Source organism: Peribacillus sp. TH16 (genome assembly GCF_016651095.1).
Classification (GTDB): Bacteria; Bacillota; Bacilli; order Bacillales; family DSM-1321; genus Peribacillus; species Peribacillus butanolivorans.
Genome location: NZ_JAEKEM010000009.1, coordinates 385,462 through 397,124, shown reverse-complemented (window position 1 = coordinate 397,124; position 11,663 = coordinate 385,462). Strand labels below are relative to the sequence as shown.

The following is an 11,663-nucleotide window of genomic DNA, read 5'->3' as shown; positions in this document are numbered from 1 at the left end:
ATCAACGTTCGAATTTTTACACCCCTCAAAAACTGTAGACAAACTCGATTTTCATCGAGTTTGTCTACAGTCTGAGCTGTCCTATTTTAATAGGGCAGCTTTTTGTATGCAATAAGATATAAAGGGAACTTTAAAAAAACATCATTTCGAATTTATATGACAGCAAGAGTGGCAGTTATTACAGGTGGAGCAAGTGGAATAGGCCGTGCAACATGTCTAAAATTTGCAAAAAAAGGGGACAAAGTCGTTGTTGCGGATTTTAACGAGGCCATGGCAGAAGAAACTGTTGAACTGATTAAGGCAGAAGGCGGAGAAGCTATTTTTGTTAAAACTGATGTTTCAAAGCAAGAAGATGTGGAAGCATTGGTCAATATCGCTGTAGATGTTTATGGAAGAATTGATATAATGTTCAATAACGCTGGCATAGGTGCGGGTGGCATGATTCTTGAACAAAATATGGAAGGGTACTTTAAAACGATCGGAGTAAACCAACACGGTGTGGCTTTTGGCATCATGGCAGCCGGACGTAAAATGAAGGAACTAGGAAGTAAGGGAGTTATTATAAATACTGCTTCGGTGTTTGGCTATTTAGCTTCACATGGGACTTTCGCATACCAGGCTTCTAAAGGCGCTGTAAGAATGATGACACAAACAGCGGCTTTGGAATTGGGTGCTTATGGAATACGAGTAGTAGGTATCGCACCAGGCGGTGTGGATACTCCAATTATCCAAGGATATAAAGATATGGGAATCATCGATAAATTGAATGCAAGCCAAATGCGCGGCAAATTAATTATGCCGGAAGCAATTGCGAATGCTGTTTATCTACTATCATTAGATGAAGCTGATGCGATTAATGGCAGTATTGTTATGGTTGATGATGGCTATGCATCTTTTAAATAATTTTGAAAAAGAAAACAGCGTCCTAATCCGACGATGTTTTCTTTTTATGTCTTATATGACTAATGCAAGTCTCATAGACCAAAGGTTATATTGACCGATTGGTATCATCAGGCTATTATGGAAAATAGATCGGACAAGCCGGTCTTATCTTTTTTAAAAGAAGGTTGATATTTTTGAAAAAAGGGCAGCAAACAAAAGAACGGATCATTAATGTAGCCCGGACTCTTTTTGCCAGTAAAGGTTTTGACATGACCAGAACGAATGAAATCGCTTCTGCCTGTAATGTTTCCGAAGCTACGATTTACAAATACTTTGACAGCAAAAAAGATTTGCTTTTGGCTACGATTACTCCTAGTGAAAAAGAAGATGCGGAAGTTGAGACTAGCCACCTTTCTACGGATGAGCTTGTAGAGAATCACGTTATCACATTGATAAAAAAAATTCTTGAAAATAAAGAACAGTATTCGATATTATTTCGAGAAACTCAATACGATCAAGAAATTTCTAAACAATATGTTGAGCAAATCTTCAAGCCAAATGCTAAGCTTATTGAACTTCAGAAGAGAATTGATACTGGAGAGATTCACTATATTTCCGATATTATCTTATTTAATGTAGGAATTATTTCTTTTACATTAGCTTTATCGACCCATTATGAGATTCATCAACAGAAAACGGAACCGTATTTTACTGAGGAACGAATAAAGAGTATTGCTCAGCTTTTAGTATATGGGATTCATGGAAAAAGCAATAATACATAAATAAACGGTCATAAGGCGTATGAGTCAACAAGCCGCAAATATGACCGTTGCTTTATCTACTATTAGTATTAGTTATTCAAGCTTGTACCTCTAGACTTGACGATACATTGTGCAAACTAGTGTAATCCGAAGAATGGAACTATACCTGTTATTATGGAGATGCAAAAATTAAAAGGTCAAGGAAGAAACAGATTTAAATTTCAGGAAAAATAGAGGGGGATAACTGATGAAAGTTTCTGAATAGGTTATTCATATTAATCCCGAGTTAAACACTTGACTTTTATTTTTCTGAATATTACGATGATTATATGATACATGACTTTACCTAGGCAGGGTTCTTATCCGATTTATTAGTGATTGAGTGATTTTTATTGAATCAGCAAGTCTTATCGCAGATAAGAAAATAATAGGAGGGAATTTATATGAGCGAAATCGTAATTTTATCAGGCAGTCCAGCGAGTCCATCAAGAACTGACATCTCTTTAAAACATGTACGATCACTAGTTGAACAAGTGGGGTTTACCACTGCTTATTACTCTATAACGGATTTTTCCGCAGATGATCTATTCCAAGGCCGGTATAATAGTGAAGATATAATAAAGCTTTCAGAAAAAATTCAGGAAGCTAGAGGTATCATTATTGGTTCACCAGTATATAAGGCATCTTACACAGGCGTGTTAAAAGCTTTGATTGATTTGCTACCTGAGGGTGCATTTAAAAATAAGCCTGTTCTGCCAATTATGATTGGTGGAAGTAACAGGCATTTATTGGCGATTGATTACGCACTTAAACCTTTAATTTCAATTTTAAAAGGTGAGCCGTTGCAGGGCTTATATTTTGTAGATAAGGAAATAGATAAGCAGAATCCAGAAAGCCCAATTAAAGATGGCGAATTAGTTGATCGTGTGCAAAGTCAGGTGCAAGAATTTGTTGAAGCGATTCAATTAAGAAATAATTAAATGCTGTTAATAGACTAAAAGTAAAGGCTTAAGGTTTTGAACTATTTTTATTTTCATGAGATTAAAGATTATTTATGTACAATCATTAAAACTAATTAACCTTAACAATTAGGCCTTAAACAATTGTAAAAAGAGGTAAGTAATGAAATAGACTCATTTTTTTAAGAGTTTCTCTTGAAAATGAGTCTATTTTCATATTTAACTTATACAATATCCGTTCAAGGAAAAGTGTGTATAATAATAACAGTTCACCCATTTTATTAATCCAAGTTATTTTATAAGAAAACTCCATTGACAAGGAATAAATATATGTTAATATTTAAAATAATAAAACTTATCCAGAGCGACGGAGGGAATTGGCCCTTTGAAGTCCAGCAACCTGCATGATGGATGCAAGGTGCTACATCCAACAAAATGTTGATCATTTTGGAAGATAAGGTAAAAAATATTACCTTGAAAATCTTTCCATCATGGAAGGGTTTTTATTTCTGTAAAATTCGTTTGCAAACCATAGCATTGTAAGATGTTTTGGAATATATAAATTTAAGAAAATGCATTTTATAAACGGGTCAGCTATACGATAAGCTAGTCTCGGATTTTCTTAAAGGAGGAACTGGCTTGGAAAAAGAGAATCAGCTGGAGGAAATATTTGAACGCCTACAAGAAATGCTTAAGTCGATGAAATATGGATCCATAACACTTATCGTCCAGGATGGTAAAATTATTCAAATGGAAAGAAATGAAAAGCTGAGAATTAAATAAGGTATCTGCTGACTAGAAAACTAGAGGTGGATTTAACTGATATAAAAGAGAGTATTAGTTAAATTCGTCTCTTTTTTCTAGGGTCTTTTAAGCGTTAAAAAACAACAGCGAGTATTAATCGCAAGTTACTCTATTCTGTGAAACATTTAGCAAGTTTTTAGAGGGGGCTTTAAGATTGTCTGCATTAGTAAACTATGAAAATTTCGACACAGAGATTTTGCCTGCATTTCCTGAGGACAGTGAGACAAAAGGTGCTTTAGAAGTTCTTGAGTGGGCAAATTCCCAATATGGTAACAAACTCATTTATGCATGTAGTTTCGGCATTGAAGGAATAGTACTTACGGATTTATTGGCAAAGGTCAATCCTTCAGCCAAAATTGTTTTTCTGGATACGGATGTTCATTTTGAAGAGACTTACAAATTAATTGAACAAGTTAAAAAGCGCTATCCGCAGCTTTCAATTGAAATGAAAAAGCCGGCATTGACGCTCGAGGAACAAGCAACTGAATATGGAGATGAGTTATGGCTCCGTGATTCAAATAAATGTTGCAGCATACGTAAGATCGCGCCGCTTACTGAGGTACTTTCAACGGCAACTGCTTGGCTCTCGGGACTACGCAGGGAGCAATCCGAAACAAGAGCATTAACGGAATATATTAATCAAGATAATAAGTTTAAATCAATTAAAATATGCCCGCTTATTCATTGGACATGGAAAGATGTATGGCGCTATGCCCATAAAAATGGACTTCCATATAATGTTCTTCACGATAATGGATATCCTAGTATTGGCTGTAAAACATGTACGGCACCTGCTATCAATGCCGATGATTTACGCTCAGGACGTTGGCAGGGCGCGCAAAAAACAGAATGCGGATTACATTTATCTTAATAAATAGAAAATTTAGGGGGAAATTAGTATGACAGTTAGCTTACCGCACGGAGGAACGTTGATCAATCGTTGGGAACCAGACTATGATATTACTAAAATAAACAACTCAATCGAAATTGATGAGATTGCTTTAAGTGACCTGGAATTAATAGGTACTGGGGCCTATAGTCCTATTAAAGGATTCTTTACAAAAGATGACTATCAAGCAGTGGTTAAGGATATGAGGCTTAGCAGCGGCCATGTTTGGAGCATCCCGATTACTTTGCCGATTACTGATGAAGTAGCAAAAGCTCTTACTCTAGGAGAAGAAGTAAAGTTGAATCATGAAGGAGAAACATACGGAGTTCTCATTGTTTCTGATATCTTCAGACCTGATAAACAATTGGAAGCCACATTAGTTTATCAAACGGATGATGAGAAACATCCTGGTGTGAAAAATTTGTATAACCGTGGTGAATTATATGTCGGCGGGGATATTAAATTAGTTAAACGAATCGAACGTCCACTATTCCAAGATCATTATTTGGATCCTGTTGACACAAGAAAAACTTTTGCTGAAAAAGGCTGGAAAACAGTTGTTGGATTCCAAACAAGAAATCCTGTTCACCGTGCACATGAATACATTCAAAAAACTGCATTGGAGATTGTAGACGGTTTATTTTTAAATCCGCTAGTAGGTGCTACTAAATCAGATGACATACCAGCTGATGTACGGATGGAGAGTTATAAAGTACTACTAGAGAAATATTATCCTAAGGATCGTGTCTCCCTAGCAGTTTTCCCTGCTGCCATGCGTTATGCAGGGCCAAGAGAAGCCATTTTCCATGCCATGGTTCGTAAAAATTACGGATGCACCCACTTTATTGTTGGCCGTGACCATGCCGGTGTGGGCGATTATTACGGCACTTATGATGCACAAAAAATCTTTGGTAATTTCAAACCTGACGAGTTAGGAATCACGCTATTATTCTTTGAACATAGCTTTTATTGTAAAACATGTGGAAATATGGCTTCTGCTAAAACATGTCCGCATGGTAAAGAAGATCATGTTATCTTATCCGGAACGAAGGTTAGGGAAATGTTGCGTAATGGTGAAATTCCACCAGCTACCTTCAGTCGTAAAGAAGTCATCGAAGTGTTAATCGAAGGCCTGAAAAAGAATGAAGTATTTAACTAAACTAGTTTCAAATATATGTAAGTAGTAAGAGGGGGATAATAATGAGTAATAGCACGAATGTAACTTGGCATGAAGCGTCTTTGACTAAGGAACTCCGTCGTAAGCAAAACGGACATGAGAGTACAGTTCTATGGTTCACAGGACTCTCAGGCTCCGGAAAATCAACGATTGCAAATGCAGTCGCTAAAGAGTTGTATAACCGAAATATTCGAAGTTATGTCTTGGATGGAGATAATATTCGTCATGGCTTAAATAAAGATTTGGGTTTTTCTGAAGAGGATCGGACTGAGAATATTAGGCGGATCGGTGAAGTTTCCAAGCTTTTTGTGGATAGCGGGCAGTTCGTATTAACGGCATTTATTTCCCCTTTTCGAGCAGACCGTCAAATTGTACGCGATTTGCTTGAAGAAGGCGAGTTTATTGAGGTCTACATAAAATGTCCGATTGAAGAATGTGAAGTGCGTGATCCAAAAGGTCTTTACGATAAGGCACGTAAGGGAATCATTAAAGACTTTACTGGGATTGACTCTCCATATGAAGAACCTGAACAGCCGGAAATCGTTTTAGAATCCAACCAATATAGTGTTGAAGAGTGCGTCGAACAGGTAATCAACTATTTGACAACTAAGAGAGCGATTTAATCGAGGAGGAAAAAGTAGTGGTATATGAGAAGTTTTGGTCTGAAAATCCGGTAATTGCTAAAAACAAAACTGAAGTCTGGAAATTAGAAAAAGATGGTTTGAAGATCTTTGACGATATTCCTCATTATGCAGCAAATGGATTTGAATCCATTCCTAAAGAAAAGTGGGATATGTTCAAGTGGGCAGGTCTATACTTGCAACGACCAAAAGAAGCGGGCTATTGGATGATGCGTGTCGTTATTCCTGGTGGTATCCTTACTTATGACCAACAAATCACACTTGCTAATATTGCGAAAGATTACGGTAGAGATGTTTATGACATCACAACTCGCCAAGCTATTCAGTTTCACTGGTTGACTATTGAACAAGTCCCTGATATTTTGAACCGTCTAGAACAGGTTGGGATGACTACTGCTGGTGCATGTGGTGATATTACACGGAATATAATCGGAAATGCATTAGCTGGAATCGATCCTGACGAACTTTTTGATACACGTGACGTCCTTTATAATGTATTTGAGTATTTCCGACTTAACGAAGATTTTTCAAACCTTCCAAGGAAATATAAAATGTCAGTCAGTGCTAATGTTCATAATGCTGCCAATGCTGAAATTAACTGCGTTTCATTTAATCCAGCTACGAAGGTTATTGATGGAAAGACAGAAGTTGGTTTTCACGTTAAAGTAGGGGGTGGATTATCCTCCGTTCCTATGCTAGCAGAAGAACTTGATTTATTCATTTTACCGGAGAAAACAGTGGAAGTGGCAGCCGCCATCACAACGATTTTCCGTGACTTCGGTTACCGTGAAAAGCGTCATCGCTCTCGTTTGAAATTCCTTGTTGCTGATTGGGGTCCAGAGCAATTTAAGGAAAAATTGCTTGAATACACCGGTCCACTTCCAGAAAAGGGAGAAAGTGCATTGAAGGAATGGAATGCTGGCTATTTCTATGGTATCCATAAACAAAAACAAGAAGGACTTAACTATGTTGGAGTCAATATCCCAGTTGGCCGTTTAACTCCAGACGAAGTTATTGAGTTTGCTGAACTTTCTAAAAAATACGGAAATGGTGAAATCCGCAACTGTAATTCGCAAAATCTAATTATTCCTAATGTTCCGGATGCAAAACTTGAAGAATTAAAACAAGAATCAATTTTTGAAAGATTTCCATATCAACCAAAAAAATTCATTGGATATTCCGTTTCTTGCACAGGCATTGAGTATTGCAACCTGGCACTTGTTGAAACAAAAAACCGGATGAAAACTATTGCTGAAAAACTGGATAAAGAAATTGATTTAGATGTACCGGTAAGAATGCATATGGTGGGTTGCCCTAATAACTGTGGTCAACGAGCTATTGCTGAAATCGGGTTGCAAGGTATCAAAATGAAAAACCAAGACAAAAAAATGGTCGAGGCTTTTGAAATATACGTAGGCGGAACACTTAATGCTGGTGGGAAGTTCAATGAAAAATTAAAAGGGAAAGTGGAAGCTGAAAAGCTTTATGACGTATTAAAAGAGCTTATCCTGTTTTTCAAAGAAACAAAGCTATTGTCTGAAACTTTCTTGGATTTTGTAGAGCGAGTAGGAAAATCAGAATTACAAAGTAAACTTGATAATATTTTAACAGAGGTTGCTGTTTAAATAGCGGAAGGTAAGAAGAATATGAATCTATACCGTTTTGAAGTCACTATTAAAGAAGAACTAATTCATGTCATCATCGCCGCAGATTCGGATGAAAAGGCCTTCCAGCTCGTTGATATCGAGCTGGAAAAGCGTTTTTTGAAAATGCCTGAAGTGGATGATATATCATTATACGAAAAAAGAAAAATTAATAATGGAACAGGTTACGTATTATCGGAATTCGAAACAATTCTCTAAGGGAAGGCAGGTTGCATAATGGGGAAAGTATATCTAGTAGGAGCCGGTCCTGGAGATCCAGATTTAATTACAATAAAAGGATTAAAGTGCATTCAAGAAGCCGATGTCATTTTATATGACCGTCTTGTCAATAAAGAACTGTTGAATTATGCAAAAGAAGGAGTCGAATTGATTAATTGCGGTAAACTGCCGGATTATCATTTGTTGCAGCAAGATACAATCAATCGATTTCTAGTTAAATATGCAAAAAAGGGGAAAATTGTTACGCGATTAAAAGGTGGCGATCCCTTTGTTTTTGGAAGAGGCGGAGAGGAAGCTGAAGCCCTTGCAAAAAATGGCGTAAGTTTTGAAATTGTGCCAGGCATTACGGCTGGAATTGCTGCCACAGCTTATGCTGGAATTCCAGTGACCCATCGAGATCATGCTTCTTCATTTGCCATTGTTACCGGCCATCGGAAAAAAGACGAAGATGATAATATCAAGTGGGGATCTCTTGCAAATGGTATTGATACATTAGCTATATACATGGGAGTGAAGAATCTACCGTATATTCAAGGGAAACTTTTGGAGCATGGAAAAAATCCCAATACTCCAGTAGCTCTTATTCATTGGGGAACGTTAAAAACACAAAAGACAGCTGTCAGTACATTAGATAATGTAGTAGAAACAGCCAAAAGTGAGCAAATTTCCAATCCTTGCATGATAGTTGTAGGAGATGTGGTCAATTTACGAGAGAAGATCAAATGGTTTGAACAAAAACAAGCGGAAAATTTGTTGGCAAATGAGGCCTTTTAATGGAAGCTATATTATATATTTGCCATGGAAGCCGTGTCAAAGAAGCATCTGCCCAAGCGATTGATTTTATTCATGTATGCATGGAAGGACAATCTAACACAATTCAGGAGTATTGCTTTTTAGAATTACAAAGTCCTACGATAGAAGATGCCTATGATCGATGTGTGCAACGCGGAGCGACGAAAATCATTGCTATTCCAGTTCTTCTGTTAACTGCTGCACATGCAAAATATGATATTCCAGTAATTCTATGTAAAATGAAAAAACAGTATCCAGAGGTAGAGTTGAAGTACGGAAGACCCATAGGGGTCAGTGATAAAATGGTTGACATTTTAGTAGAAAGATTGAAAGAGACAAACGAAAAGGTAACGGAGAATTCACTAGTTTTATTAGTTGGAAGGGGCAGCAGTGATCCCGACGTGAAACGAGATTTAAGCCAATTAGCGGGTTTACTTAAGCGCAGGTTACCAAAAAGCCAAGTACAAGATTGTTATCTGACTGCTGCTTCACCAACTTTTGCAGAAGCATTGGAAATGGCTGAAGATTCCCAATCAGATCAAATTTTTATTATTCCTTACCTTTTATTTACTGGTATTTTAATGCAATCCATCCAAACAGCTATTAAAAAGATCCAGAAAAAAGGCAAACAGAATTTTGTTCTCTGCCGTTATCTCGGTTATCATCCGAAGATAGAAAAAGCATTATCAGAACGAATTCACGAAGTGTCTGAGGAGGGTGCTTATGTATCCAATTACTCTTAATATTGAGAATAGAAAGTGTATCATTATCGGCGGTGGTAAAATAGCTTACTTTAAAGCGGGCCCCTTACTAGAAGCAGGTGCTGAAGTAACTGTTGTAAGTCCTGAAATATGCGAAGGTTTCCAGAAGCTACAAGAGGAAGGGAAAATCCATGTTTTACTTAAAGAAGTAGAAGAAACTGACTATAAAGATGCTTTTTTAATCATAGCTGCAACAAACTCCTCAGAAATTAACGAGCAAGTCTATAAGAACACATCTCATAGCCAACTTGTTAACGTTATTAGTAATCAAGAGCTGGGCAACTTTCATATACCAGCTACATTGAATAGAGGTAAGCTCACAATTAGCGTTTCTACCAATGGGGCAAGTCCAAAACTCGCTAAAAAAATCCGAAATGATTTACAGGAAGTTTATGATGAGTCATATGAAGAATACCTTGAATTTCTTTTCGAAGTAAGGATGCATATAAAAAAGAGTTCATTATCAAAAGATGAAAAATCTCAGTTACTAAAAGATTCAATTGAGGATATTTATAAATATTCCCTTAAAGAAAGATATCGTTTTTTAGCTAGGCTTTTGCCAGTAGAAACTGAATATAAATCATTGGGCTGATCAGAAAAACTGAAGGCACCTAATCAAAATGAAACAATTATTTTGGTTAGGTGCCTCTTTGTGTCTGAAAATAAATTTTGAATGTTCTATTTACTAGAGAATTGTATGTAGGTCGGGTCGAGGGTAATTTAGGTTCTATCTAAGTAAAAAAAAGGGGGAAGTCATGAAAAAGTTAATCGTTTTAGCCTTTATCGGGTTATTAGCCCAATTAATAGATGGTTCACTTGGAATGGGGTATGGAGTAAGTTCAACTTCCTTATTGTTGACATTCGGGATCGTACCTGCAGTAGCATCAGCATCTGTTCACTTATCTGAAGTAGTAACTACAGCTGTTTCTGGAGCATCTCATATCAAGTTTGGGAACGTAGATAAGAATATGGTCTATCGTTTGATTATTCCAGGTTCTGTTGGAGCATTTGTGGGTGCATGTTTTCTGAGCAATTTGCCAGCTGAATTAGCAAAACCGTATATTGCTATCTTTCTATTTGGCCTAGGAGTATACGTTTTGTTTCGTTTTCTATTTATTTTCAAGCCGTCTAAGGAAAATGAAACCGTAAAGCCATTAACAGCGAAACAATCTATCCCGCTAGGACTTTTTGCAGGGTTTTGTGATGCAACAGGTGGAGGGGGATGGGGACCGATAGCGACGCCTGTTCTATTGTCCAAAAAAGGAATGACTGCGAGGAAAGCTGTCGGGACAGTTGATACTAGTGAGTTTGCGATTGCTTTTTTTGGTAGCCTTGGTTTTATCATTTCTCTTGGATGGGAAGCGGTTAATTGGCTTTGGGTTGGAGCACTGATTATCGGTGGAGTAATTGCCGCACCGATTGCGGCCTGGCTTGTTCGTATGCTTCCTGCTCAATTAATGGGGGTTTTAGTAGGTGGTTTCATCATTTTAATTAATGTAAGAACCCTTTTATCTACATGGGTTCCAGACGATGCACACATCTATATTTATGCAGTTATTGTCATTGGATGGATTGCAGGGATTTATTTTACAATCAATAAGATGTCTACGGCGAAAAAACAAGGTTACGTGGAACAACAGCAGAATGTTTCTTAATTGCGGTAGAAGGCAGAAGTTGATATTACAGATTTGTTTTAATAACTAATGAAAAACTCGTAGGTACATAGAATACCTACGAGAAAGGTCTTTTAATAAAAGCAATATGTTTTTGAGTATGAAATCTACCTATGTATTCTTCTGTATAGTTTACACCTGTTACAATGCAATAATGTAAATAAACATTGAAATGGCTTCTTTCATTAATAAAGGGAAGGGACGTATTCGCCTTGCAATAAAGAGACCACGACTAAAACTATCGAACCAAAAGGCTACCAGACATGATGAGTTCTTAACGTTTCATTCTTGTTCAGACTTTATAGGACTGATTTGACCATTTCTGGAGTTCGTGCTAAACGCCTCATTGAATAATTCAGCTCCTACATTATTAAACGAACATGTATAAAAATCTCATCCCAACTCTCCATCATTCAATATTCCATTCTTTATTATAGATCC

The 11,663-nt window shown here is 37.0% G+C and carries 13 protein-coding genes and 1 riboswitch; all 13 genes read left to right on the top strand.

Features of this window, described 5'->3' with window-relative positions; genetic code table 11:
* Positions 1-156 precede the first annotated feature (156 nt).
* The 13 genes from JFV29_RS15910 (at position 157) to JFV29_RS15850 (ending at position 11,204) form a co-directional block, all read left to right on the top strand.
* Complete coding sequence (locus tag JFV29_RS15910; protein WP_201185150.1) at positions 157-903, top strand: SDR family NAD(P)-dependent oxidoreductase; 747 nt, start codon at positions 157-159, stop codon at positions 901-903.
* 173 nt (positions 904-1,076) lie between these two features.
* On the top strand, positions 1,077-1,664 hold the full coding sequence (locus JFV29_RS15905; protein WP_201185149.1) for a TetR/AcrR family transcriptional regulator: 588 nt from the start codon (positions 1,077-1,079) through the stop codon (positions 1,662-1,664).
* A 422-nt stretch (positions 1,665-2,086) separates the two neighbouring features.
* Positions 2,087-2,623, top strand: a complete 537-nt coding sequence (gene ssuE / locus JFV29_RS15900; RefSeq protein ID WP_201185148.1) for an NADPH-dependent FMN reductase — start codon at positions 2,087-2,089, stop codon at positions 2,621-2,623.
* Positions 2,624-2,954: 331 nt separating this feature from the next.
* A riboswitch (SAM riboswitch) is annotated at positions 2,955-3,063 on the top strand.
* Between the two features lie 178 nt (positions 3,064-3,241).
* The gene (locus tag JFV29_RS15895) at positions 3,242-3,385 is read left to right on the top strand and encodes a YezD family protein (RefSeq protein ID WP_082527691.1); all 144 of its coding nucleotides are present in this window, start codon (positions 3,242-3,244) and stop codon (positions 3,383-3,385) included.
* Positions 3,386-3,599: 214 nt separating this feature from the next.
* Entirely contained in the window at positions 3,600-4,277 is a 678-nt protein-coding gene (locus tag JFV29_RS15890; RefSeq protein WP_309559283.1) for a phosphoadenylyl-sulfate reductase, read from the top strand.
* A gap of 28 nt (positions 4,278-4,305) precedes the next feature.
* Positions 4,306-5,454 (top strand): sulfate adenylyltransferase, encoded by a 1,149-nt coding sequence (gene sat, locus JFV29_RS15885; RefSeq protein WP_201185145.1) that lies wholly within the window; start codon positions 4,306-4,308, stop codon positions 5,452-5,454.
* A 41-nt stretch (positions 5,455-5,495) separates the two neighbouring features.
* Positions 5,496-6,095: an adenylyl-sulfate kinase gene (gene cysC, locus JFV29_RS15880; protein WP_201185142.1), complete on the top strand. Its 600-nt coding sequence runs from the start codon at positions 5,496-5,498 to the stop codon at positions 6,093-6,095.
* Between the two features lie 17 nt (positions 6,096-6,112).
* Positions 6,113-7,738, top strand: coding sequence for a nitrite/sulfite reductase (locus JFV29_RS15875; protein WP_201185140.1), 1,626 nt, complete (start codon positions 6,113-6,115; stop codon positions 7,736-7,738).
* A gap of 21 nt (positions 7,739-7,759) precedes the next feature.
* A complete protein-coding gene (locus tag JFV29_RS15870) occupies positions 7,760-7,975 on the top strand; it encodes a DUF3906 family protein (RefSeq protein ID WP_053346353.1) in 216 nt (71 codons plus the stop codon).
* An 18-nt stretch (positions 7,976-7,993) separates the two neighbouring features.
* Complete coding sequence (gene cobA / locus JFV29_RS15865; protein WP_201185138.1) at positions 7,994-8,770, top strand: uroporphyrinogen-III C-methyltransferase; 777 nt, start codon at positions 7,994-7,996, stop codon at positions 8,768-8,770.
* Positions 8,770-9,531, top strand: a complete 762-nt coding sequence (locus JFV29_RS15860) for a sirohydrochlorin chelatase (RefSeq protein ID WP_201185136.1) — start codon at positions 8,770-8,772, stop codon at positions 9,529-9,531. The genes cobA and JFV29_RS15860 overlap by 1 nt, the downstream gene beginning before the upstream one ends.
* Positions 9,512-10,141, top strand: coding sequence for an NAD(P)-binding protein (locus JFV29_RS15855; RefSeq protein ID WP_201185134.1), 630 nt, complete (start codon positions 9,512-9,514; stop codon positions 10,139-10,141). The genes JFV29_RS15860 and JFV29_RS15855 overlap by 20 nt, the downstream gene beginning before the upstream one ends.
* 163 nt (positions 10,142-10,304) lie before the next feature.
* Complete coding sequence (locus JFV29_RS15850; protein ID WP_201185132.1) at positions 10,305-11,204, top strand: sulfite exporter TauE/SafE family protein; 900 nt, start codon at positions 10,305-10,307, stop codon at positions 11,202-11,204.
* Positions 11,205-11,663 lie beyond the last annotated feature (459 nt).

What these genes read in the sequence shown, in the direction of transcription:
- JFV29_RS15855 (WP_201185134.1), top strand. Translation starts at nt 9,512, where the DNA reads ATGTATCCAATTACTCTTAATATTGAGAATAGAAAGTGTATCATTATC.
- ssuE (WP_201185148.1), top strand. Translation starts at nt 2,087, where the DNA reads ATGAGCGAAATCGTAATTTTATCAGGCAGTCCAGCGAGTCCATCAAGA.
- cysC (WP_201185142.1), top strand. Translation starts at nt 5,496, where the DNA reads ATGAGTAATAGCACGAATGTAACTTGGCATGAAGCGTCTTTGACTAAG.
- JFV29_RS15850 (WP_201185132.1), top strand. Translation starts at nt 10,305, where the DNA reads ATGAAAAAGTTAATCGTTTTAGCCTTTATCGGGTTATTAGCCCAATTA.
- JFV29_RS15860 (WP_201185136.1), top strand. Translation starts at nt 8,770, where the DNA reads ATGGAAGCTATATTATATATTTGCCATGGAAGCCGTGTCAAAGAAGCA.
- JFV29_RS15870 (WP_053346353.1), top strand. Translation starts at nt 7,760, where the DNA reads ATGAATCTATACCGTTTTGAAGTCACTATTAAAGAAGAACTAATTCAT.
- sat (WP_201185145.1), top strand. Translation starts at nt 4,306, where the DNA reads ATGACAGTTAGCTTACCGCACGGAGGAACGTTGATCAATCGTTGGGAA.
- cobA (WP_201185138.1), top strand. Translation starts at nt 7,994, where the DNA reads ATGGGGAAAGTATATCTAGTAGGAGCCGGTCCTGGAGATCCAGATTTA.
- JFV29_RS15910 (WP_201185150.1), top strand. Translation starts at nt 157, where the DNA reads ATGACAGCAAGAGTGGCAGTTATTACAGGTGGAGCAAGTGGAATAGGC.